The organism is Rhodococcus sp. BH4, from assembly GCF_002079265.1.
GTDB classification, from domain to species: Bacteria; Actinomycetota; Actinomycetes; order Mycobacteriales; family Mycobacteriaceae; genus Rhodococcus_F; species Rhodococcus_F qingshengii.
Genome location: NZ_CP014941.1, coordinates 5,380,170 through 5,402,312 on the forward strand (window position 1 = coordinate 5,380,170; position 22,143 = coordinate 5,402,312).

The following is a 22,143-nucleotide window of genomic DNA, read 5'->3' on the forward strand; positions in this document are numbered from 1 at the left end:
TCGTGGCACATCAGATCGCAGTCGACATCGAACCCAAGCCGTGGACCGGGCGCTCCGACGGCACCACTGCCGAGCATCTGCGGTGGCATCATGCCGTGCAACCGTATTCAGCCGAAACAGCTCCCGGCGACTGTGTTCTGATCGGATTCTCCAGCGACGAAGGAGTCCGCCGCAACAAGGGCCGCCGCGGTGCCGCGGATGGCCCCGACGCTTTGCGAGCCGGGTTGGCTTCCATGGCGCTGGCCGAACCACTGCAGATTCAGGACGCCGGAACCGTTGCCGTGTCGGGTGAAGAACTCGAGGCCGGTCAAGCCGCACTCGGGAACGCCGTCAGCGCTGCGCTTGATTCGGGACACTTCCCCGTGGTTCTCGGGGGAGGACACGAAATCGCCTACGGCACGTATCTCGGCGTCGCGGGCTCCGAGTTGCGAACCGCTGGAGCCAAACTCGGAATCCTCAACTTGGATGCGCACTTCGACCTGCGGGGCGATCCGATACCCAGCTCCGGCACACCCTTTCGTCAGATCGCCGAGGACGAAGCCGCGGCAGGCACCTCGCATCAGTACAGCGTGATCGGAATCAGCCAACCGAGCAACACCACGGCACTGTTCGACACGGCTCACCGCCTCGGTGTTCGCTATCTGCTCGACGAAGAATGCGGAGCGATCGGCCGAGGCGTCGTGGATCAGTTCCTCGCAGACTTCCTCGACGACGTCGATCTGGTCTACCTGACCATCGACCTCGATGTCCTGCCTGCAGCTGTGGCGCCGGGCGTCAGCGCACCTGCGGCCTACGGTGTCAGCCTGGAAACCATCCAATACGTATGTGATCGAGTCACGTCCAGCGGAAAGCTCGCGGTTCTCGATGTCGCCGAACTGAACCCGAGCCTCGACGTCGACAATCGCACTGCCCGAACGGCTGCTCGTCTGATCCACCGGATAGTCACGAAGCACGTGCCGGTTCAGCGCTAGCCTCGGCGCGCCTCGAGCGCATCGAGGATGAGATCGAGACCGTAGGCGAACTCATTCGTGTGGTCGTAATCAGGACTCAGACCGTGATCGACGATCATCTCGTGAAGGAAGGGCAACTCTTCAGCCGGAAGGCGCTCGAGGATGTCACTCGCAACTTCTTCGACGTCGCCGGGTGCGCTCATCGGTAGATTCGCCTCCTGGAGAACATATCCGCCGATATAGCTGTCGATCAGCGAGGCTCCGTGCGCGGCCATCGGGAGTGTGAACCCGGCCTTCCGGAGGACTCCGAGCACAGCGTCGAGATGACGCAGGGTCGCCGAGCCAGGGCTGCGTCGCGAATCCAGCAGACCGAGAGCCCAACGGTGCTGCGACAGGACTGTGCGAGCGGAAAAGGCGCGTCCACGGATTGCATCTCGCCAATCCACACACTCACTGTCGGGCAGGTCGATCGCCTCGAAGACCGCATCGACGAGGCCGTCGAGAATCGCATCTTTGTTGGGCACGTGGTGGTAGAGCGACATCGCCTCGATGCCCAGCTCCTGGGCCACCCGTCGCATCGTGACGGCCTCGACACCACCCGCGTCGGCAACGCGGATCGCACCCTCGATTACGCGAGTCCTGTTCAGCGACTGTCGCGGTTGCCGTGACACACAGACTCCCCTCGGCGGAACGAATACGTTGACAACCTTACATGCGTAAGTCACCCTTACAGGTGTAAGCCAGCCTTACGTTCGTAAGGCGCTCGCGAAGGGAGATCGCAATGCCGATGCCGAGATGGTGGGGACATGTCAACAAGCGAGTGTTCAACCCGCGTGCAATTTCGAGCGGTAAATGGCCGGTACTGACTCACGTCGGACGCACATCCGGCACGACCTACCGGACGCCCCTCGACGCCTATCCGGTCGAGGGTGGCTACGTCTTCATTCTGGTGTACGGATCAGGCTCGGACTGGGTGCAGAACGTCTTGAGAGCGGGAAGCGCTCGACTGTCCGTCGACGAGACGGAGGTGAGCCTCGGCACCCCGCGCCTCGTCGCGAAAGGCGAAGCATTTCAAGCACTTTCCTCAGACGTGTCCGAGCCTCCGAGGCTGCTCCGCATCACCGAGTACCTTCGGATGGATCTGATTACGGCCTGAGGGTGCCCGTCACGCGAGGACCTCACGCACCGCGGACCTGACTTCGTCCATGCTGCAACCGGATTCGATCAGTTCAGTACCCGTATGCACCAGCGAGTTGATCAACTTGGCGGTGAGCTTCGGGTCCGACACGCCACGGAGACGGAGGGCCTCGACCAGAGGAAGCACAAGACTGTCGTGCATTTCCATGATCCGCGAATCTCGAAACGTTTGCGGGGTCAGCGTCGCCAGCGCTCCGACTATCGCATGCTCCCCGTCGGCAACCAGTTGGAGGTTTGCCTCGACGTACGCCCATACCGGATCGTCTGCGCCTGCCATCGCCTCGACGATCTTGTCGTTCCAGCGCGGGAACATGTCTTCGACGACGGCACTGAGGAGATCTTCCCGGGACCGGAAGTAGTGGTAGGCACTCGACCTGGCGAGCCCTGCCTTCGCTGCCACCTCACCGAGCCCCGGCGGCCGGTCCGGGGCCTCGGACAGAAGAGCGTGTGCAGCGTCGAGGAGGGCACGGCGCTGAGCAGCACGATGCTCGACCACAGTGGGCGCATCGATCCTCGGCACCGAATCTCCTCCAGTCCCCTCGCGGGCTTACTCGCTCTGACGCAACCGACCGTCAACCATTTCGAGGATGCGGTCGCAGTGCCCGAGCACGTCGTGATCGTGGGTCACCATGATCGTAGCGACGCCTGCCTCGTGAGTTTCGCGCGAGAGCAGTTCGACCACCTCATGGCTGCGTTTGCGGTCGAGAGCAGCCGTCGGCTCGTCGACGAGCAGTAGCGAGGGATTGCTCATCAATGCCCGAGCGATACCGACGCGCTGGCGTTCACCGCCGGAGAGTTGACCGGGTCGACGATCTGCACGGTGACTCATACCGACCGAGTCGAGCAACTCCTCGGGATCGCGACCCGGCCGCCCCGTGAGCTTGGGAATCAGCCGAAGCTGATCGCGCGCCGTCAGCGCTGGAATCAGGTTGCCGGACTGAAAGACGAAGCCGACCTTGTCTCGTCGAAGTTTGGCGAGAGCACGGGCCGGCATCGCCGACACGTCCACGCCGTCGATGACAATCGTTCCACTCGACGGCCGACCGAGTCCGCCGGCCACAGCGAGCAAGCTCGACTTTCCAGCGCCTGACGGTCCGACGATCGCGACAAGTTCGCCGCACGAGACCTCCAGGTTCACGTTGTCGAGGGCGAGCACGGTGGAGTCACCGTCACCGAATCGAAGACTGACAGCGGTCAATACCAATCCGGTTGTGGTCTTTTCGACTGTGGTCATCGGTTTTCTCCCAATGCGGTGAGCGGGTTGACACGGGTAACACGGACGATGGCAACGGCTGCGCCGACCAGCCCGAGTACCGCCAAGAGCACTGCGCCGTTGACGACTGGGCCGGACTCGAGGGCGAACGGCATCCCCCCGCCTTCGAGCCCCGAACCGAGCCCCAAGCCCAGCAACACACCGAGGCCGATGGAACCAAGCAGCACTACCAGTGCCTGCGCCATGCCGTCACGAAGCAGGAAGCCGGTAGAGGCTCCCATCGCGCGCAGCACTGCGAGTTCACGACCGCGCTGAACCGTCCAGATACTGAAGAATGCACCGACCACCAGGGCCGAAATCGCGTACAGAAACGCCTTGATCATCGACATAGTCATCATTTCCGCGGAGAACCCTGGTGAGGAGTCGAAAGATTCCTCGAGCGTCTTTGCGGACGTTCCCGCCGCCGCATCACCCGACACGAGATCCGGTAACGCGCCACCAATGCCCCGAATCGCAACAACACTTGCTTCGGAATAGGCACTGGCATTGGCGGTTTCGCCGATCTTGGCACCGGCGTGAACCTCCTGCCAAGTACGCAGGGGCAGGTAGGCGACGTCGACGTGACCGAAAGTGCGCTTGTCTTCGGTGAATCCGACAACTGTCAGCTCCGTACCGAGTCGATCGAGTATCACGGTGTCACCGATCGCAACACCGTCGTCACGGAAGGTAGAGCTGACGATGATTTCCGTGTCGGCTTGCAGCCCCCTCCCGTCGGCGGAGACGGGCTCGAGGAAGGAGCCAGGTTCGATGCCGAAGAGCGTGAGATCGACAGGCGTGCCACTGCGAGTTTTTGCATTGACGATCATGTTGCCGAAGAGCTCGGCGTCTTGGACATCGGGTTGCATACGCCATGCCTGCGCCTGCTCCTCGGTGACGACCGAGCGCGAAAACGCTGAGTCGGCTTTGGTGTCCGGTGCGAAGGCAAACGCCTGAATCGGCGTCCGCTGCAAAGCGGAGACACCGTCATTTACCAGTCCGGACGAGAGGCCGGACAGAATCACCATCAGGATCGAGATGAGGGCAACCACGGCACCCATCAAGAGGAATCGATTTCGCGCAAACCACAGTTCACGCAGGGCGAGGAACATTCGGGAAGCTCCAAAGTCGTCGATACGAGTCACGCCGACTTTTATCGACGCCTTGTCGAAATCATATCGACAAGGCGTCGAAAAACCATGTGAGGTGCGTTACTACTTCCCGTAGTAGACACTCGAGGCGCTGAGCGTCGTATCAGCCCCCGACGCCCACCGGTCGATCCCCGACAATCGAGATTCGATCCATCACACGACGAGCCGGGAAGTAGTCACTGGCCGCGTAGTGCTGGCAGGTCCGATTATCCCAGAAGGCAACAGTATTCGGCTCCCACTTCAAACGGACCTGAAATTCCGGACGATTGACGTGGCGATACAGCATCGTGAGAAGTTCGTTCGATTCTTCTTCTGACACACCCAAGATCCGTTGCGTGAAGGTCATGTTGACGAACAACACCCGCCTGCCACTTTCCGGAATGATCCGAACCACCGGATGCTGCACAGCGGGGAACTTCGGACGCAACATCTCGACCGCATCCACCGGCATCGACCTGCCGAACGAGTTGATCCAATCGTGTTCTGCAACAAGCGGGTCGATACGCTTCTTGATGTCTTCAGGAAGCAGATCGTAGCCAGCTGCAGTATCGGCCCACAAAGTGTCACCACCCACCTCCGGCACCTCGACCGCACGAAGAACTGCTGCGAACGAAGGAAACTCGTGCCACGTAACGTCGTTGTGCCAGTTGTTCTCGACTCCGCCGACCATCGCATCCTTCGCCAGTGTCGTGACATCGACGTCCGTCTGCCCGGGCTGCGTGTACTTGAAGAACGGATGCTGTTCGAGATCGCCCCAACGCTCGGCAAAAGCTCGATGTTCCGCTCGGTCGAGGTCCTGATCGCGGAAGAAGAGGACTTTCCATTCGAGGAGAGCTCGGCGGAGTTCCGCAATCACGGCATCAGACAGACCCCCACCGAGTCGAATACCGGAGATTTCCGCTCCGATCGTCGGCGCGACCGCCTTGACCGCAAAGTGTTCGTACGGTGCCGGAACTACCGACTCGGGATTCCGGTGAGCAACGAGTGGACCGTACGCAGCAAGCGGGTCGGTGGGGATCGGAAAGATTGTTGCCGCAGGAAAAAGGGTAGCCATCAGGGCACTTCCTCGAAATCGACGATGTCGTAAAGGACAAAAGTCAGATTAAGTTCACCGCCTTAAAGTGTCAACGGTCACGTTCTCCGGCGCGAATCTTGACCCTGACGCCGCGTCAAGGTTGGAGAATGGTTTTCACAGACGGAATCCGATTCGATCACGGGAGGGCAGGGCGATGATGACCATCGGCGAGCTGGCCAAATTGGCCGGCACCACCGTCAGATCCGTGCGCTACTACCACTCGAACGGCCTTCTCGAAGAACCACAACGCCAACCCAACGGCTACCGCATGTACCGGGCGGTGGACCTGGCACGACTGAGTCGCATCCGCCGCCTGCGCGATCTGGGGATTCCTGTTGCCAAGATCGCCGAACTACTCGACGGCGACGCTCACGACACTCGGTCCGCACTCGATGCCCTCGACAAGGAATTGGCGACGAAGGCCGAACAGATCGCTGTTCAGCGTGCGCACATCGAGTCGCTACGCCGCAATGCCGATCCTGAACTACCCGACGCGTTTTCGGAAGTGCTCGCACAGTACGTCGTTGCCGGTGCGCCGACAGCGTGGATCGACAACGAGCGTGAACTTCTGATCCTCGCACTCACGGTCTCCGGGGGCGATCCCGAGGTCTGCGATTCACTCCTGTCCGCCCATCGCCGGGTATTGGCCGAGCCGAACCGCGAGCAGGCCATCGAATTGATAACTCGTATGTATGCCCTCGCCGACGCACCGGCTGACGCGGACACGATTGCGGCCCTTGCCATTCAGTTCTGCGACTTCACCGAGCGCGTGCTACCCGAACAGGCTGCACCGGAGGACGCTTCCCCCACCCGGCTGGTAGCGGTACTGCGCGAACACCAAGCGGATCGACGAACCGTCACCCAGGAAAGATTCGCGAAGGCTGTGGCCGCGGAGTTCGCCGCCCGTCAATCCCGCCTCTGAAAAACCCTGATTAGCCCCCACATTCGAAGTGGGGTGACCAACACTGCCCGAAAATGGGCTCAACGCAAGGACACGACAATGACTGGATTCACCATGCCCAGATCACGCATGCCTCGATCACGAAGGTGGCTGGCTACCACAATCGCCGCTGCCGCACTCGCCGTACCTGCATTGGCGGCGTGCTCGGATCCTGCTACTCCGCAGGAAGATCCACAATCGAATCTCAGCGCGTTCTACGAACAGGATCTCGAGTGGGGGCCATGCGCCACAGACACCGGAACGTCGACCGCAAGTGAATGCGCCATGGTCACAGTACCTTTGGACTATTCCGCCCCCGACGGCAAGACGATCGAAGTGGCGATCTCGCGGGTCGCATCCACCGACCCCGCACAGCGACGCGGGATCCTGCTCACCAACCCCGGCGGCCCGGGCGGCCGAGGACTGGGATTGCCCGAGATTCTGAATGCGGGCATGACACCGGAAGTCGCAGCGGCATACGACGTCATCGGCATGGACACCCGAGGACTCGGCAAGAGCACACCGATCGACTGCGGCGTCGAACAGATGACATGGATGCGGTCGCCGGGCACCACGGACGAGGGATGGAACGAGAGTGTTGCGCTCGCACGCGAGGCCGCTGACACATGCTGGGACAAGTACCCGGACTATCTGCCGCACATCAATACTCAAAACATCGCCCGAGACCTCGACGTGATTCGTGGCGCCCTCGACCAGGAGAAGGCGTCGTACTTCGGGTGGTCGTACGGCACATACCTCGGTGCAACCTATGCTCAAATGTTCCCGGACAGGATCGACCGTGTGGTTCTCGACAGTGCACCGGATCCGAAGAAATACGGATACGAGATGTTCCAGGACATGGGCCCGGCCAACGAGAAAGCGATCGACGGATTCTCGCAGTGGGCAGCAGAACACAACTCCACCTATGCACTCGGATCGACGCCCGCCGAAGTTCGCGCCCTCATCGAGAAGCTGATCTCGGACGCGGCCACCACTCCGATACAGATCGGTGATCATGCCGTCGATGATCACGTCCTTCCATTCCTGATGTACGTCAACGGAACCGGCGACACCGAGAAGGAAAGTGAGGCATTCGCACAGGTATTGGTTCAGTTGCGCGATCTCGCCGCAGGCAAGACCGTCGAGAACATCCATCCCCAGCTGACGAGATTGATGCAGGCATGGTTCCAGACCGAACTGGGAACCGGTCCTGACTATGCCGGGACAATCGCCATCGTCTGCGGAGACGTATCGATGCCGAGCGATCCCCAGTGGTACCGCAACAAGTTGGAGGAGCACCGTGATGATCAGCCGATCTTTGCCGGCACACACAACACGATCATGCCGTGCGCGTTCTGGCGCAGTGAGGCCCCTACGCGGATCGACATCGACAACAACGTTCCGGCATTGCAGATCCAGGCAACCGGTGACACCCGCACGACGTACGACGAAGGCCTCGGCATGCATGAAGCGATGAAAGGCTCACGGCTCGTGACAGTTCCAGGCCGCACTCATGCGGTGTTCCCGGGCTACGCGAATACTTGCGCGAACGCCGCCGTCAACTCGTACCTGCTCGACGGCTCACTGCCGGCAGAAGACGTGGTGTGCGAGTCGTGACCTCAGCCCGTCAGCTCGCTCTTGATCTCGTTCTTGAGAACTTTGCCGACCTTGGAGCGAGGTAGATCGTCCCAGACGATGACTTGCTTCGGAGTCTTCACACTTCCGATGCGAGCCTTCACGAAAGCCATCACCTCGGCGCCGTCGATGTCGGCGCCGAGGTGCGGTTGCACCACTGCCACAACGCGTTCGCCCCACTTGTCGTCCGGCAACCCGATCACTCCGCAGTCCTGAATCCCCGGATACGCCATGAGTGCCTGCTCCACCTCGACCGAATAGACGTTGAAACCGCCGGTGATGATCATGTCCTTCGCACGGTCGACGATGAACAGGAAATTGTCCTCGTCCAGGTACCCGATATCGCCGGTGTGATGCCAGCCGTGGGCTGACGCTTCCGCGGTTGCGTCGGGGTTCTTGTAATAACCCGCCATCACCAACGAACTGCGAATCACCACCTCACCACGCTCGCCATGTCCGAGCAGCGCGCCTTTGTCATCCATGATCCCGACGGTCACCAGCGGCGACGGTCGACCGGCCGAGGAAAGTCGTGACGTTGCGACAGTGCCGTCCGAGCCGAAGTGCTCCTTCGGTGACATCGTCGAGATCATCATGGGGGCTTCACTCTGCCCGAACAGCTGAGCCATGACCGGGCCGATCTTGTCGATCGCCTCCGCGAGTCTGGTCGGGGAGATCGGCGCCGCTCCGTACCAGAAGCATTGCAGCGAGCTGAGATCCGTGGCAGACAGGGCCTCGTGCTCGAGCAGCATGTAGATGAGCGTCGGCGGCAGGAAGGTGTGAGTCACCTTGTGCTTCTGAACGTTCGCGAGGAAGTACCCGAGATCGGGCTTCGGCATGATCACTACTTCGCCGCCGAGGGCCATGATCGGGAAGCACAGAACACCGGCGGCGTGAGTCAGCGGTGCCAGCGCCAGATACACCGGGCGCCCCTCGAACGGATAACTCATCAAGGTGATTGCGGTCATCGTCTCGATGTTGTGCCCGGTCAACATCACTCCCTTTGGCCGTCCAGTTGTACCACCGGTGCCGACCAGCATGGTGACGTCGTCGGGCGCCGCGGCGTCGAGTTCTTCTTCCCCGAGCCAGCTTTCGAGGGACTGTGCCGAATCCCACTCGCCGTCGATACAGACGAGCGTCACCAACTGGGGAAGAGCATCCTTGATCTGGTCGACGAGCGGCGCATAGGACTTCTGGAAGAACAGAGCGCGACAATCGAACAGATCCAACAGGTCTCGGTTTTCCGCAGCTTCGTTGCGAGGGTTGATCGGGCACCAGACTGCGCCAGCCCTACTGATACCGAATACGCAGGAGAACGAGATCGGGTCGTTGCCGGACAAAATCGCGACCTTTTCGCCCGCCGCGATGCCCGAAGCCGCGAGCGAAGCTGCGAAGCGTCGGCTGAACTGCTGCACCTCGCCGTAGGAGAGAGTGCGCTCCCCCATCGTCAAACACGGTGCAGTGGAACCAAGAGAGGCTCCCTTGTCGAGATAGTCGGTCAAACGCATGGGGAGCCTCCAGGGCGGGGCTCCCGGCGTGCTACACGCCGGGAGCCGTGAACATGATGACGAGGACGACGAGTTAGGCGTTGATGGTTACTTCCGGCTCCAGAGCCAGCCCGAAACTACGTAGCGCGCCGAGCAGTTCGCGATGGCCGAACGCCTGGCAAGCCGAGGCAAGCCCGGTCCGCTTCGGCGCCTGCTGGAGCAGAGAATGCGCTGCATAGGCGTGCAGGAGGCCCGTCTGCTTGTAGTTACAGTTTCCGTGGATCACGACGTGCGAGCGACCCAGCGGGCCCGACGCGTAGACGGAGTCGAGTGAGGTGTTGATGCGCGGATTTTCACGAGGGGGCATACCGGCCTGAACCGATCCGGCGATCTCGGCCAAGGCGGCTTCCTGCTCGTCGGCGGGCAGGGTCTTGATCTGCTCCTCCACGATCTTCTGCGTCGCGACAACGCCTTCCATCACGGTGCGGTCGAACACTCCGCCCGCAGCCTTGACGTTGGAAACTCGCGGATCGTTCTTGAACCACACCGGGTGGCATGTTCCGCCCCACGGCAATGCAAGCGCAGTTTCGTGCTGGCCGGGAACGACGACGTCGAAAGTCTGGCCGGGCGCCCACTGCACGTACTTGTTCTGCTCGAGGTAGTACCAGTTTGCCTTGAGGATGGTGAAGATCGTCTGAGTGGACGCGTAGGTGGGAAATCCCTTCCACAGCACGAGGATGTCGAGCGTATCGAGCCCCGGCGTTTCCAGTGCGATATTGGCCGCGATCTCACCGGTGGTGTACATCTGCGCGATACCGGGCGAGAGAAGCAGGCCCTTCTCCTGATACTTGTCGCTGAACTTCTCCTGGACGTCGAGTACCCAGTCCTGCTCACCGGTGGTATCCATGTAGTGGCAACCGGCATTCAACGCAGCCTCGACGACGGTGCCGCCGAGCTTGATGAACGGGCCGACCATATTACTGACAACCTGTGCGCCGGTGAACAATTCGGTGAGAGCCTCGACCGTGTGCTCGACCTCGACGACCTCGTGATCGACGGTGTCCAATCCGGGGATCTTGTCGAGGACCTCTTGGATGCGAGCGGCGTCGCGGCCGGCTGCGATGAACGGGATGTTGAACTCGCGCAGGTATTCACACACCAGACGGCCGGTGTACCCGGAGACGCCGTAAACGATGACTGGCTTCTTTTCGGACATGTTCGTGGAACCTTTCGAAGACGTGAGAAGGGTGTACGTACGAATGAAGGGCGAGCTACATGCCCATGCCACCGTCGACGGGGAGGCCGATACCGGTGATGAATCGCGCGGCGTCGGAGGACAAGAACACAACGGCGTCAGCCATGTCGTTCACTTCACCGAGGCGGCCGAGCGGGGTGAGGCCGATGACGTCTCCGACTGCTGCTTCGGCGCTGGGCCAGAGACCGAGCTTCTCCATGTCCGCCGCGAGTCCGAGACCCATCTCCGTGGCGACAAGACCCGGGTAGATGCAGTTGACGCGGACTCCGTAGCCGAGCTTGCCCGACTCGGCGGCGGCAACTCTGGTGAAGCGATCGACCGCGGACTTGGTCGCGGAGTATCCACTGATCCCGGGAAACGGAATGGTTGCGGCCACTGAAGAGATGTTGATGACGGAACCGCCGGTTCCGGCTACGCCACCCGGACGCATGCTGCGCAGTCCGTGTTTGGTTCCGAGCGCTGTTCCGAGGATGTTGACCTCACACATACGGCGGATGTCGTTCGGATCGAGGTCGACCACCAGCGAGGAAATCTCGATGCCTGCGTTGTTGACGAGGATGTCGAAGCCGCCGAGAGTCTCCGCGGTGGCGGCGACTGCCCCTTCCCAGTTGGCATCGTCGGTGACGTCCAGCTTTACGAAGCCGGTTTTGACTCCGCCCGAACCAACAGCCTCTGCGGTGGCACGACCCTCGTCTTCGAGAACGTCGCCGATCATCACTGACGCCCCCGCCTTCGCCAACGCCTCAGCCATTCCGGCTCCGAGCCCCTTGGCACCACCTGTGACCAGTGCTTTTCGTCCCTCGAGATCAAACACGCTCATTTTCGACTGCCTCCATGACTGAAACGACTCTCGCGATGCCACCGTTCACAGCGACGCTGCCAAGTGGTGTGAGTCACAGAGTATTCAACTTTGGACGAGTGTCAAGATAAATCTTGACGACTGTCAAGATTTTGTTACACGCTCGTCAAAGACCAGGGGTTACACTGATTCGGACGCGGTGATCGTGCCGCTGTGGAAACCGCAGGGAACAGGACGTGCCATCGTGACCACGACAGTCGAGAAGCCTAGTGAGGCAGGGAAAAAGGCTGCACCTAGCTCACCGGGCCAGCAGTCCGACTCCGCGAAGCGGTCCGACTCCGCCAAGCGGTCCAACGCAGACAAGGTGTCGCGTCGCCAGGTCGACAAATTCTCCGAGCGACGTGATCAACTCGCCGAGGCCGCACTGCAAACCCTGGCCGAATTGGGCTACGCACGCACGAGCCTGCGCGAAATCGCCCAGAATTCGGAGTTCTCCCACGGCGTCCTGCACTACTACTTCAGCGACAAGGTCGATCTCATCACCCACTGCGTGCGCCACTACAAGGCACGCTGCGTCACCCGCTACGACGGCATCGTCGCCACCGCGAAGACACCGGAGGAACTGAAAACCGGTTTCGGCGCACTGCTCGCCGAGACCATGATCGAAGAACCCACGATGCACCGCCTCTGGTACGACCTGCGCGCGCAGTCGATGTTCGAGGAGTCGTTCCGAGCCGACGTCGCCGCGATCGACGAGAGTCTCGAAAACATGATCTGGCGCATTGTTTCTCGCTACGCCGAGCTTCTCGACGTAGAGGCATCGGTCACCTCGGCGGCGATGTACGCAATCTTCGACGGCCTGTTCCAGCAGAGCCTGCTGCGCCATCTGTCCGGCGATCAGACTGCCGCAAACTATCTTTCGGTGAGCGTCCAGCAGATGCTGCCTCTGGTAGTGCCCACTCCCTGATCAGCGAGCAGCGATGCCTTCCGCGACGTACCTGGCTCCGCGATCGAATTCTCCGACCACGTCGTAATCGGCGTCTTGCCGCCAGAAGCGGACCAACGCTCCGTACGTACCACCGATCATCTGTGCGAGAAAGAGCGGCGGGTAGTCCGATCTCACTTCGCCGGCTTCGATACCGGCAGTGACGATCCGGAGAAGTTCCACGTGGAACCGATGATCGTGGGCCGCCCCCGCTCCGGAGGAGGCGAAGTCGCGCTCGAGTTCTGCAGTCACCATGCGCAGATAGCGCGGATGCATGATCGCTTGCTGCGCAAAGTCCTGAAAAATCCGGGAGATCCGATCAGAAGTCGGCATCGGCGATTCCATGAGCTGATCCACCAGTGCCGCAAGCTGATCGAGATGATCACTGTGCAGCGCCTCGAGAACCGAGTCCTTGCCCTGGAAGTAATTGAAGAAGGTGGCTCGCGACACCTCGGCTCGCTCGGCGATGTCGTCGACGGTCGTGCTGGCGAAACCCTGCGCCGAGAACAGAATTCGAGCAGCCGAGAGCAACCTGTCGTTGGTATCGCGCTTGTTCTGTTCTCGTTTGGAAATCACGTCGACCTGCCCTTCTCCGCCTCAGAACACAGTCTTCGCCACAGTCCGGAATGTGTCCAATGTCCGTCCCGTCAGGTGACGCACCTCCGCCTCCGATAGGTGGACTACAGTCCAATTATGTCGACTGTTTCCACCGAACGCCATGACCGCGTTCTCATCGTCAGGATCGAACGCGAAGAACGCCGTAACGCGATCAACCGTGAGACTGCCGAGGGAATCGAAGCCGCGCTGAATATTCTCGACGACGACCCTGATCTGTGGGTCGGCATCATCACCGGAACCCCCAACATCTTTTGCGCCGGAACCGATATCCGAGAGCGGGCCGACCTCCGCATGCCTCGCGGCGGAGAGTACGGCGTCATCCGGCGCCGGCGGAACAAGCCCCTGATCGCTGCAGTCGAGGGCTACGCGCTTGGTGGCGGTTTCGAAATCGCACTGGCCTGCGATCTGATCGTCGCTTCCGCCACAGCGCAATTCGGCCTTCCCGAAACCAAACGCGGTCTGGTTGCGACGTCCGGAGCACTCTTTCGGGCGCCTCGCGCGCTTCCGATCAACGTCGCCCGCGAACTCTTGATCACCGGCCGCACACTCGATCCCGAACGGGCAAAGGACCTCGGCGTCGTCAATGCAGTCACTGCCCCTGGTAAGGCACTCGACGAGGCACTGGTGATGGCAGCGGAGATCTGCGAGTCCTCCCCCACCTCCGTGAGTCTGAGTCTGAAGGCCATCGAGGCTCTCTACGCCGACGCCGACGCCGACGGATGGAAGGTCACCGACGACGCCAAGGACGCAGTGTTGCGCTCTCCGGACATCGCCGAAGGACTCGACGCTTTCGCCAATCGTCGGACACCCCGGTGGAGCGGACTGCCGCCCGCATGACAGACCACAATCCGAGACAGATTTCCTATACGTCTGGTCGGAAAGGGTATGAACCGGTTACAGTCTCTCCTGTGACGGGAATCGGCGCATACGAGACGGGCACGCTGCTGACGCGGCGGCGCCATGTCGACTTTGCGCATGTCTGTACATCCGGGTGTCCGATCTACTGATCGGACCTACGACGTGAGCGCCGCTCACGTCGATACTCGTATGTACACCCAGATCAGGGGACATTTCTGTCATGACCACCGCCTCCATCTCACACCTGAGTTCCGTCGTAGCAGCCAACGCCGACGCCATCGACAAAGACGCCAGCAAAGCGCACGTCGTATTCAAGGCTTCCGCCCAGGCGCACGACGCCGTTGCCAGCACCATTTCTCTCGGTAAGTACAGCGTCGAGGTCGACGAGCCGCCGGCCCTCGGCGGCGAGAACACCGCAGCCAATCCTGTCGAGTACTACCTTGCTTCCCTGCTCTCCTGCCAGGTGGTCACCTACCGCGTCTGGGCGGACAAACTCGGTATCGCTCTCGACGACATCTCGGCCAGAGCCGAAGGTGACCTCGACGTTCGTGGATTCTTCGGCTTCGACGACGCCGTCCGTCCGGGATTCTCCGAGGTCCGCGTGGTCGTCACCCTGACCGGCCCCGAAACCCGCGAGCGCTACCTGGAACTGCAGGAAACGGTCGACGCCCACTGCCCCGTACTCGATCTCACCCGCAATCCCGTCCCAGTGCATACAGTCGTCGAAACCGCCTGACCCGCACCAACCCACCTTCACCACGGAGTATGAATTCATGAGCGAGAACACCCCCGTCGATACCGATCCGACCGCCGATTGGTCGTTCGAAACCAAGCAGGTCCACGCCGGACAGGGCCCGGACAGCGCTACCAACGCTCGGGCGCTTCCGATCTACCAGACCACCAGCTACGTCTTCGACAACACCGACCATGCGGCGGCGCTCTTCGGCCTCGCCGAGCCGGGCAACATCTACACCCGCATCATGAACCCGACGCAGGACGCCGTCGAGCAGCGCATCGCCGCCCTCGAAGGCGGAGTCGCGGCTCTGCTGGTTGCGTCCGGTCAGGCCGCCGAATCCTTCGCGATCCTCAACCTCGCCGAGGCCGGGGACCACATCGTCTCAAGCCCTCGCCTGTACGGCGGCACGTACAACCTCTTCCACTACACGCTGCCCAAGCTCGGTATCACCGTCGACTTCGTCGAGGACCCGGACAACCTCGATCACTGGCGTGAGGCAATCCGTCCGAACACCAAGGCGTTCTACGGCGAAACCATCTCCAACCCCAAGAACGACGTGTTCGACATCCCCGGCATCAGCGCAGTCGCCCATGAGCACGGCATCCCGCTCATCGTGGACAACACGGTCGCAACTCCGTACCTCATTCAGCCGCTGAAGCACGGCGCCGACATCGTCGTCCACTCCGCCACCAAATACCTTGGCGGACACGGCACCGCGATCGCCGGCGTCATCGTCGACGGTGGCACCTTCGACTGGACCCAGGGACGCCACACCAACTTCACGACCCCCGACCCCAGCTACCACGGCGTCACCTTCGCCGATCTCGGCGCACCCGCCTACGCCCTCAAGGCACGCGTTCAGCTTCTGCGCGACCTCGGCTCGGCCATCGCACCGTTCAACGCCTTCCTCATCTCGCAGGGTATCGAGACACTGAGCCTGCGCATCGAGCGCCACGTGTCCAACGCCCAGAAGGTCGCGAAATTCCTCGAGGGCCGCGCCGAAGTCACGTCGGTCGCATACGCCGGACTGGAATCCTCGCCCTGGCACGAGCGCGGAAAGCAGCTGGCTCCCAAGGGAACCGGCGCCATCGTCGCGTTCGAGCTCGCCGGTGGAGTCGACGCAGGCAAGAAGTTCGTCAACGCACTGACGTTGCACAGCCACGTCGCCAACATCGGCGACGTTCGCTCACTCGTCATCCACCCCGCGTCGACGACGCACTCGCAGCTCACCCCCGAGGAGCAGCTCGCTTCGGGCGTCACCCCGGGGCTCGTCCGCCTTGCGGTCGGCATCGAAGGGATCGACGACATTCTCGCCGACCTCGAAACCGGTTTGGCCGCAGCAGCTTCCTGATCTATCGCACGAAAAAGCTCGGCCCCGATATGCATTGGGACCGAGCTTTTTCGTTGCGTAAGAGCTAGCTCTTGGGAGTGAACGCGGCCAGCGGTTCACTCTCGGACCAGTCATGGCCCCAGTAGCTGTCGGCCGTGATTTCCTCAGCGGTGTAGAAGGCTTCGTCGACAAGCATGCCTTCGCAGCCGAACTCCAGATCCCATCCACCCGGTGCGCGCACGTAGAACGACACCATCTTGTCGTTCGTGTGGCGACCCAACGTCGAGGAGATCGAGAAGCCGAGCTTGGCAACACGATCGAGAGCCTGACCGACGGCGTCGAGAGTCTCGGCTTCCATCATCAGGTGCACGAGACCGGGCTCGTCAACCGGCGGCGCCGGGCACAACGCCAGGCTGTGGTGGCGCTGGTTGACACCCATGAAGCGAACGCGGCGAGCCGGCGGCGGCGCATCGATACCGCCGAGACGGATGGAACCGCGCGGGAGGAATCCGAGCACCTCGGTGTAGAAGGTGTATGCCTCGTCGAAACGCGTAACCGGAAGCACCACATGGCCGAGGCCCTGATCGCCGGTGACGAAACGGCCGCCGTGCGGGGTGACCAACGGGCTGTGGTCGAGTACCGGTCCGAAGAAGACCTCGACTCGGTTGCCGTTGGGATCGTCGAATGCGATGACCTGCTCGGCATCGCGGTAGCTGGCGTCGACCTCGGAAAGAACCTCGACCTCGACTCCGGCCTTCTCCACTGCTTCACGAACACGCTGGAGCGCGAACTGATCTCGCACTTCCCAGCCCACTGCGAGAGCCTTGTCCGTCTCACCGGGCAGGACGATCAGTCGCGCACGACGCTCGTCCAGACGCAAGTAGAGGCCGTCGGCTTCCGGGCCACTACCGACCGCGAGGCCGAGTCCGTCGACCACGAGCTCGCGCCAGCGAGCCACGTCCTGCGTTTGGATCCTGAGATACCCCAGGCCCCGAATTTCAGTCATGCCTAACCGTCCTTGCTTCGAAAGTATTTGTGGGACTAGATCATCGAGCGGTGGATACCCTGCGGTTCGCCGCCGAGCTGCGAGAGCGTCGACGCATGGAAGATGGAGCCAGGCACATGGATCGCGTGCGCGAGACCGGCATGAGCGTCACGCCAGAACCGCTGCATCGGCGTGTTCAACTGCAAAGCCCCACCACCGGAACGAGCAAAGATCTCGTCCACCGCACGCACCGCCCGCCACGCCGCAGCAGTCTGCGTACGGCGACCGATCGCACGAAGCTCGAACGAAACTTCCTGCCCCTTCTCCGTCATGTCCCAGAAACGATCCACCGTCTCCAAGATCGCAGCCCGAGAAGCAGCGATCTCGGCCGCCGCCTCACCGATCGCGAACAGCACGTACGGATCTTCCTTGATCGGAACACCACTGACCGTCACCCGCTCACGCTGCGCCGCCATGTTGCACGCCAACGCACCCTCGGCGATACCGATCAACGACGAGGTGATCCCCAACGGGAAAATGCACGAGAACGGGAACTTGTACAACGTCTCCGTACGACCCGCTTCCTTCCACGCCGTCCCGTCGTACACCTTTCCGGCGTCGATCGTGCGGTAGGTGGGCAGGAATGCGTCCTTGACGATCAGGTCCTTCGACCCGGTTCCGCGCAGGCCCACGACATTCCAGCTGTCCTGGTCGATGTCGTAATCGGAGCGCGGCAGCAGTACGTGCAGGTGCTTCGGCGGCATCAACGGCTTGCCGGACTCGTCACCGACCATCGCGCCGATCATGATCCAGTCACAGTGATCGGTGCCGGACGAGAACGACCAACGACCGTTGAGGATGTACCCACCCTCGACCGGCCTCGCCACGCCCATCGGCGCATACGGTGACGCCATCCACGTATCGGGATCGGTTCCCCACACCTCTTCCTGAGCCTTGCGGTCGAAGAACGCAAGCTCCCACGGATGAACACCGACGATGCCGCTGACCCAACCGGTGGCACCGTCCATCGCGCCGATAGCCATTGCCGTCTCGGCGAATTCACGCGGATGTGCCTCGAGGCCTCCGAACTCCTTCGGCTGGAACATCCGGATGACGCCGGAGTCGCGCAAGCGCTTCGCGCTGCCGTCCGTCAAGCGCATCAGCTTGTCGCCCTCGACCCCGTCGGCGCGGATCTCGTCGGCGAACTGTGAGATGTTGTCCAGAACCTGACCCATGATTTTTCCGGCTTTCTGGTTTCGCTACCCGGCGAGTGCCTGGGCAGAATGAAAATCTGTTGGTGAAACGGTGGCAGGTAGCCCACCGAAGTGCAGAAACGCTTCCCGGTGAGTGGGAGCACCCCTGTGCGCCTTTTTGGTAGTGGGGGCTACCAAAAAGGCGCACGGGCCTTACTTGCCTTCTGGACGCGTCAGAAATGCCAGCACGGAGGCGACCCAGGCGTCGCGAGCTTCGATCATCGTCCAGTGTCCGCAGTTGGGGAAGATGTGAACTTCGCCGTTGGGGATGTCGCGCATCGGCAGAATCGCCATGTCCACGGGGCTGACGCGGTCATCGCGTCCCCAGGTCAACAGTGTCGGCGCCTTGATCTTGTTCAGCTGCGCCCAGTACGGCACGGCGGTCGACGCGGCGGCAGCCGCGCCCATGGCGGCCATGGCCTTGCTGCTGTACATACGACGGGCGATCTCGAGCGTCGTCGGCTCGGTGGCCAGGGCCCAACGCTCTTCGATGAGCTGCTCGGTGACGACGGCGCGGTCGAAGACCATCGAATGCAACCAGCGGACCAGAGCTTCGCGGGTGGGGTTGTCGGTGAACTCCATGAGGAGTTTGATGCCTTCACCGGGGCCCGGCGAGAAGGTGTTCTTTCCCATGCCGCCGATGGTGACGAGCTTGCTCACCCGGTGCGGCTCGTCGATCGCGACCTTGGTGGCGACGATGCCGCCCATGGAGTTACCGATCATGTGGACCGGGCCGAGGCCGAGGCCGTCGAGGAACATCCCGACCGACGCCTGCGCCATCATCATCGGATGGTCGGGGCCGGGATCGCTGACGCCGAATCCGGGGAACTCGAGAACGTAGCAGTGGAAGTGCTTCGCGAAGTCCGCGAGAACGCCGCGGTAGTTACGCCAACCGGTGACGCCGGGGCCCGATCCGTGCAGCAGCAGGAGCGGCGGGCCGTCGCCGGCTTCGTGGTACCGGAGCACACCGAGATCGGTCTGCAGTTCCTTCAGAGTTCCCTCGTAGCTCAGTTCAGTCGTCATGGTCCGAACGGTGCCATCAGTACCGCTGAGCTGCTATGACTCGTCCCGATCAGCGAGACAAGTCGATCAAAATACGTCAGATCCAGTGGTCGGACGACGCTGCCAGCAGGCGATCCATCGTCTCCGCCGAGAACGTATTGGTCGGAACGGGAGGCGTTTTGCGGCCGCGGCGAGGAGCACCCAGTTCGGGGTACAGCGTCCGCGAGACCTCGCGAGCCGCGTCGACGACCAGCGGAGCAACTCGCTCGAGCTGAGCGGTCCGCATGTCACCACACAACGCGATGCTGCCGACGGGACCCTCGTGTCCGCGAATTGCCGAAGCCACACAAGCGACTCCACGCGCCGACTCCCCGCGTTCGAAGGCCAGTCCCCGACGCTGACGGATGCGGTTCAGTTCCTGATGGAGCACAGCGACGTCGGTGATCGTGTTCTCGGTACAGCGGGGAAGAGAAGACCCGAACAGAGCGTCGACGCGCTCAGGGTCGATCCACGCCAGCATCGCCTTGCCACCAGCCGTCGAATGAGCGAGCACTCTGCCGCCGACGCGGGACGGGAGCGCCGCGGCGAATCGTCCGCCGACCTTGTCGAGATAGACGCTCTCGCGTCCGTCGAGCACCGACAGGTGAACGACCATGCCGGTCTGCAGGTGCAGTTCGTGCAGAAGCGGTGCAGCGGCTTCGCGGATCTGGCTGTGGCCGCCGTCGCCACCACCGAGGCCGAGCGCGCGACGCCCGAGGCAGTAGCCGAACGATGCGTGATCGACCCAGTCCAGCTTGACCAGCTGATCGAGAATGCGGTGGACCGTGGAGCGCGGCAACTGAGTACGGCACGCGACCTCTTCCAGCGTCAGCCGCGCGGCGCGGCCGTCGAAGGCGTCGAGAATCAGTGTCATCCGCTCGACCATCGACGGCGGCAGATCCTTCTTGGGTTGCCCACCGGCAGTCTGGACGGTGGACAGTGTGTCGTTCATGTCAACAATGGTCATGGACGCCTCCCGAAAACTGGAATTGATTCTACCGACTATAACCCAGGTCACAGTTTCTGGAAAGTGAATCGATCTTTTCGATCCCGATCAGCGGTAATTCACCTGCCGCTGGGCGAGTGGGGACGCTATAAACGCCCGATGCACCTGGGAATCGTCACGCCGGTCCTGATTCAGCACCCGAGCACGCGCTCGGAGTGGGAGGCAAGTGCTGACATCGGCGAGATCGCCACAGTGGCCGCCACGGCGGATCGACTCGGTTTCCATCATCTGACCTGCAGTGAACACGTGGCGGTCCCCGAGGAGATTGCCGCCGAGCGCGGCGGAACCTACTGGGATCCGCTCGCCACCCTTGGTTTTCTCGCCGCGCGTACATCACGAATCCTGCTGGCGACCCAGGTGCTGGTGTTGGGCTACCACCACCCCCTCGAGATCGCCAAGCGTTACGGAACGCTTGATCGCGTCAGCAATGGACGCCTGATACTCGGCCTCGGGGTGGGGACTCTGAAACAAGAATTCGATCTCATAAATGCTCCATTTGCCGACCGAGGAGCGCGCGCTGACGATGCCTTGGCCGCACTTCGGGCATCACTGTCGACGCCGACTCCGGAGTATCACGGCGAGTTCTACGACTACTCCGGATTTGTCGTCGAACCCCACGCCGTCCAGAAACGGGTGCCGCTGTGGATCGGCGGCCGGACCAAGAGATCGCTGCGCCGGGCCACCACACACGGCGACGGGTGGGTGCCGTTCGGGCTGCGATTCTCCGAACTGAAGGAAATGCTCGATGCCACGACGCTCCCCGACGGATTCGACGTGGTGCTTCCCGCCGGTGCGCCGCTCGATCCTCTCGGCAATCGCGAATCCACCCTTCGCGCCTTGACTCGCGTCCGTGACGCCGGGGCGACCATCGCCAGCTGCTCAGTCGGCGCTCGAAGCGTCGAGCACTACTGCGAACAACTCGAAGAACTTCACCGAATCGCCCTCGCCGAGGGCTTTTCTTTCACCACTTCCTGATTCCCCGACAATTCAATGCAAAGGACGTACCGATGACCGACTCGACCGCCCTGATCGAATCCCTGCTCGCCCGAGTGGAATTGCTCGAGGACAAGCTCGCGATCACCGAACTGCTGACCACATACAGCCCTGCCGTCGACAGCGGATCAGCCGACGAGGTCGCGAACCTGTGGCTCGAGGACGGCGTCTACGACGTCGATACCGGTGCGATGCACGGCCGCGGCGAACTGCGCGCGATGGTTCACAGCGCCTCACACCAGAACTGGATCATGAACGGCGCGGCTCACATGATGACACCCGCGCACATCCGCATCGACGGCAACAAGGCCGTCGCGACCTGCCATTCGCAGTTGGTCATCAAAGACCCCGAGAACCCGACGGGATTCAAGGTCCTCCGCATCACCGCGAACCGCTGGGAACTGATCAAGACGGATGGCGAGTGGAAGGTCGAACTGCGTACCAACGCCCTCCTCGACGGCCGACCCGAGGCTCGCGCTCTCCTGGCTGCCGGCGTGACGGCCTAACCGGCCTGTGCGCGGTTAGGGACCCTCTGCGGTCGCTGACCGCGCACAGCTGTTGAAAGTTCGGCTCCCCGAACTCTATAGTTCACGTATTCGAACC

General features: G+C 62.0%; 23 protein-coding genes. 10 read left to right on the top strand and 13 right to left on the bottom strand.

Features of this window, described 5'->3' with window-relative positions; genetic code table 11:
• Positions 1-2: 2 nt before the first annotated feature.
• Positions 3-971 carry a formimidoylglutamase gene (gene hutG, locus A0W34_RS24815; RefSeq protein ID WP_042926100.1) on the top strand — a complete coding sequence of 323 codons (969 nt, stop codon included), beginning with the start codon at positions 3-5 and terminating at the stop codon, positions 969-971.
• Here hutG and A0W34_RS24820 read toward each other — a convergent pair.
• Positions 968-1,621 carry a TetR/AcrR family transcriptional regulator gene (locus A0W34_RS24820; RefSeq protein ID WP_064687736.1) on the bottom strand — a complete coding sequence of 218 codons (654 nt, stop codon included), beginning with the start codon at positions 1,619-1,621 and terminating at the stop codon, positions 968-970. The genes hutG and A0W34_RS24820 overlap by 4 nt on opposite strands.
• Before the next feature lie 110 nt (positions 1,622-1,731).
• On the opposite strand from A0W34_RS24820, the gene A0W34_RS24825 reads away from it, so the two are divergent.
• Complete coding sequence (locus A0W34_RS24825) at positions 1,732-2,106, top strand: hypothetical protein (protein ID WP_064687737.1); 375 nt, start codon at positions 1,732-1,734, stop codon at positions 2,104-2,106.
• A 9-nt stretch (positions 2,107-2,115) separates the two neighbouring features.
• Here A0W34_RS24825 and A0W34_RS24830 read toward each other — a convergent pair whose 3' ends face one another.
• From A0W34_RS24830 to A0W34_RS24845, 4 genes are all read right to left on the bottom strand, one after another.
• Positions 2,116-2,667, bottom strand: a complete 552-nt coding sequence (locus A0W34_RS24830) for a TetR/AcrR family transcriptional regulator (protein WP_007732757.1) — start codon at positions 2,665-2,667, stop codon at positions 2,116-2,118.
• A gap of 27 nt (positions 2,668-2,694) precedes the next feature.
• Positions 2,695-3,381, bottom strand: a complete 687-nt coding sequence (locus tag A0W34_RS24835) for an ABC transporter ATP-binding protein (RefSeq protein ID WP_003939803.1) — start codon at positions 3,379-3,381, stop codon at positions 2,695-2,697.
• Positions 3,378-4,508 (bottom strand): ABC transporter permease, encoded by a 1,131-nt coding sequence (locus tag A0W34_RS24840; protein ID WP_064074323.1) that lies wholly within the window; start codon positions 4,506-4,508, stop codon positions 3,378-3,380. Before A0W34_RS24840 ends, A0W34_RS24835 begins: the two co-directional genes overlap by 4 nt.
• Before the next feature lie 142 nt (positions 4,509-4,650).
• Positions 4,651-5,601, bottom strand: a complete 951-nt coding sequence (locus A0W34_RS24845; RefSeq protein WP_054781556.1) for a TauD/TfdA dioxygenase family protein — start codon at positions 5,599-5,601, stop codon at positions 4,651-4,653.
• A 175-nt stretch (positions 5,602-5,776) separates the two neighbouring features.
• Between A0W34_RS24845 and A0W34_RS24850 the strand changes: the two genes are divergently transcribed.
• Both A0W34_RS24850 and A0W34_RS24855 read left to right on the top strand, forming a co-directional pair.
• Positions 5,777-6,544 (top strand): MerR family transcriptional regulator, encoded by a 768-nt coding sequence (locus tag A0W34_RS24850; protein ID WP_064074269.1) that lies wholly within the window; start codon positions 5,777-5,779, stop codon positions 6,542-6,544.
• A 78-nt stretch (positions 6,545-6,622) separates the two neighbouring features.
• On the top strand, positions 6,623-8,179 hold the full coding sequence (locus tag A0W34_RS24855; RefSeq protein WP_075835466.1) for an alpha/beta fold hydrolase: 1,557 nt from the start codon (positions 6,623-6,625) through the stop codon (positions 8,177-8,179).
• Positions 8,180-8,181: 2 nt separating this feature from the next.
• Here the strand turns inward: A0W34_RS24855 and A0W34_RS24860 are convergent, their stop codons facing one another.
• From A0W34_RS24860 to A0W34_RS24870, 3 genes are all read right to left on the bottom strand, one after another.
• Positions 8,182-9,702 carry an AMP-binding protein gene (locus A0W34_RS24860; RefSeq protein ID WP_075834428.1) on the bottom strand — a complete coding sequence of 507 codons (1,521 nt, stop codon included), beginning with the start codon at positions 9,700-9,702 and terminating at the stop codon, positions 8,182-8,184.
• A gap of 73 nt (positions 9,703-9,775) precedes the next feature.
• Entirely contained in the window at positions 9,776-10,897 is a 1,122-nt protein-coding gene (locus tag A0W34_RS24865) for a DUF5938 domain-containing protein (protein WP_003940189.1), read from the bottom strand.
• Between the two features lie 55 nt (positions 10,898-10,952).
• Entirely contained in the window at positions 10,953-11,756 is an 804-nt protein-coding gene (locus tag A0W34_RS24870; RefSeq protein WP_054826837.1) for an SDR family NAD(P)-dependent oxidoreductase, read from the bottom strand.
• 343 nt (positions 11,757-12,099) lie between these two features.
• On the opposite strand from A0W34_RS24870, the gene A0W34_RS24875 reads away from it, so the two are divergent.
• On the top strand, positions 12,100-12,702 hold the full coding sequence (locus A0W34_RS24875; protein WP_030536953.1) for a TetR/AcrR family transcriptional regulator: 603 nt from the start codon (positions 12,100-12,102) through the stop codon (positions 12,700-12,702).
• Here A0W34_RS24875 and A0W34_RS24880 read toward each other — a convergent pair whose 3' ends face one another.
• On the bottom strand, positions 12,703-13,296 hold the full coding sequence (locus tag A0W34_RS24880; protein WP_003940428.1) for a TetR/AcrR family transcriptional regulator: 594 nt from the start codon (positions 13,294-13,296) through the stop codon (positions 12,703-12,705). It lies immediately after the preceding gene.
• 117 nt (positions 13,297-13,413) lie between these two features.
• On the opposite strand from A0W34_RS24880, the gene A0W34_RS24885 reads away from it, so the two are divergent.
• The 3 genes from A0W34_RS24885 to A0W34_RS24895 all read left to right on the top strand — a co-directional run bounded on the left by A0W34_RS24885 (position 13,414) and on the right by A0W34_RS24895 (position 16,283).
• Entirely contained in the window at positions 13,414-14,175 is a 762-nt protein-coding gene (locus tag A0W34_RS24885; protein ID WP_064443711.1) for an enoyl-CoA hydratase-related protein, read from the top strand.
• A 241-nt stretch (positions 14,176-14,416) separates the two neighbouring features.
• Complete coding sequence (locus A0W34_RS24890) at positions 14,417-14,932, top strand: OsmC family protein (RefSeq protein WP_007732784.1); 516 nt, start codon at positions 14,417-14,419, stop codon at positions 14,930-14,932.
• 37 nt (positions 14,933-14,969) lie between these two features.
• On the top strand, positions 14,970-16,283 hold the full coding sequence (locus A0W34_RS24895; RefSeq protein ID WP_019745377.1) for a bifunctional o-acetylhomoserine/o-acetylserine sulfhydrylase: 1,314 nt from the start codon (positions 14,970-14,972) through the stop codon (positions 16,281-16,283).
• A 64-nt stretch (positions 16,284-16,347) separates the two neighbouring features.
• Here A0W34_RS24895 and bphC read toward each other — a convergent pair whose 3' ends face one another.
• The 4 genes from bphC to A0W34_RS24915 form a co-directional block, all read right to left on the bottom strand.
• The gene (gene bphC, locus A0W34_RS24900; protein WP_003940493.1) at positions 16,348-17,268 is read right to left on the bottom strand and encodes a biphenyl-2,3-diol 1,2-dioxygenase; all 921 of its coding nucleotides are present in this window, start codon (positions 17,266-17,268) and stop codon (positions 16,348-16,350) included.
• Between the two features lie 35 nt (positions 17,269-17,303).
• Positions 17,304-18,482 (bottom strand): acyl-CoA dehydrogenase family protein, encoded by a 1,179-nt coding sequence (locus A0W34_RS24905; protein WP_003940250.1) that lies wholly within the window; start codon positions 18,480-18,482, stop codon positions 17,304-17,306.
• Between the two features lie 171 nt (positions 18,483-18,653).
• Positions 18,654-19,523 (bottom strand): alpha/beta fold hydrolase, encoded by an 870-nt coding sequence (locus tag A0W34_RS24910; protein ID WP_003940235.1) that lies wholly within the window; start codon positions 19,521-19,523, stop codon positions 18,654-18,656.
• Between the two features lie 76 nt (positions 19,524-19,599).
• A complete protein-coding gene (locus tag A0W34_RS24915; protein ID WP_003940451.1) occupies positions 19,600-20,508 on the bottom strand; it encodes an IclR family transcriptional regulator in 909 nt (302 codons plus the stop codon).
• 138 nt (positions 20,509-20,646) lie between these two features.
• Here A0W34_RS24915 and A0W34_RS24920 point away from each other — a divergent pair, with 138 nt between their 5' ends.
• On the top strand, positions 20,647-21,522 hold the full coding sequence (locus tag A0W34_RS24920) for a TIGR03619 family F420-dependent LLM class oxidoreductase (RefSeq protein ID WP_003940045.1): 876 nt from the start codon (positions 20,647-20,649) through the stop codon (positions 21,520-21,522).
• Between the two features lie 32 nt (positions 21,523-21,554).
• A complete protein-coding gene (locus tag A0W34_RS24925) occupies positions 21,555-22,046 on the top strand; it encodes a nuclear transport factor 2 family protein (protein WP_003939809.1) in 492 nt (163 codons plus the stop codon).
• Positions 22,047-22,143 lie beyond the last annotated feature (97 nt).

Coding starts and splice junctions, on each gene's coding strand:
- A0W34_RS24825 (WP_064687737.1), top strand. CDS start 1,732: ATGCCGATGCCGAGATGGTGGGGACATGTCAACAAGCGAGTGTTCAAC.
- A0W34_RS24835 (WP_003939803.1), bottom strand. CDS start 3,381: ATGACCACAGTCGAAAAGACCACAACCGGATTGGTATTGACCGCTGTC.
- A0W34_RS24840 (WP_064074323.1), bottom strand. CDS start 4,508: ATGTTCCTCGCCCTGCGTGAACTGTGGTTTGCGCGAAATCGATTCCTC.
- A0W34_RS24845 (WP_054781556.1), bottom strand. CDS start 5,601: ATGGCTACCCTTTTTCCTGCGGCAACAATCTTTCCGATCCCCACCGAC.
- A0W34_RS24850 (WP_064074269.1), top strand. CDS start 5,777: ATGATGACCATCGGCGAGCTGGCCAAATTGGCCGGCACCACCGTCAGA.
- A0W34_RS24855 (WP_075835466.1), top strand. CDS start 6,623: ATGACTGGATTCACCATGCCCAGATCACGCATGCCTCGATCACGAAGG.
- A0W34_RS24860 (WP_075834428.1), bottom strand. CDS start 9,702: ATGCGTTTGACCGACTATCTCGACAAGGGAGCCTCTCTTGGTTCCACT.
- A0W34_RS24865 (WP_003940189.1), bottom strand. CDS start 10,897: ATGTCCGAAAAGAAGCCAGTCATCGTTTACGGCGTCTCCGGGTACACC.
- A0W34_RS24870 (WP_054826837.1), bottom strand. CDS start 11,756: ATGAGCGTGTTTGATCTCGAGGGACGAAAAGCACTGGTCACAGGTGGT.
- A0W34_RS24885 (WP_064443711.1), top strand. CDS start 13,414: ATGTCGACTGTTTCCACCGAACGCCATGACCGCGTTCTCATCGTCAGG.
- A0W34_RS24890 (WP_007732784.1), top strand. CDS start 14,417: ATGACCACCGCCTCCATCTCACACCTGAGTTCCGTCGTAGCAGCCAAC.
- A0W34_RS24895 (WP_019745377.1), top strand. CDS start 14,970: ATGAGCGAGAACACCCCCGTCGATACCGATCCGACCGCCGATTGGTCG.
- bphC (WP_003940493.1), bottom strand. CDS start 17,268: ATGACTGAAATTCGGGGCCTGGGGTATCTCAGGATCCAAACGCAGGAC.
- A0W34_RS24905 (WP_003940250.1), bottom strand. CDS start 18,482: ATGGGTCAGGTTCTGGACAACATCTCACAGTTCGCCGACGAGATCCGC.
- A0W34_RS24910 (WP_003940235.1), bottom strand. CDS start 19,523: ATGACGACTGAACTGAGCTACGAGGGAACTCTGAAGGAACTGCAGACC.
- A0W34_RS24915 (WP_003940451.1), bottom strand. CDS start 20,508: ATGACCATTGTTGACATGAACGACACACTGTCCACCGTCCAGACTGCC.
- A0W34_RS24920 (WP_003940045.1), top strand. CDS start 20,647: ATGCACCTGGGAATCGTCACGCCGGTCCTGATTCAGCACCCGAGCACG.
- A0W34_RS24925 (WP_003939809.1), top strand. CDS start 21,555: ATGACCGACTCGACCGCCCTGATCGAATCCCTGCTCGCCCGAGTGGAA.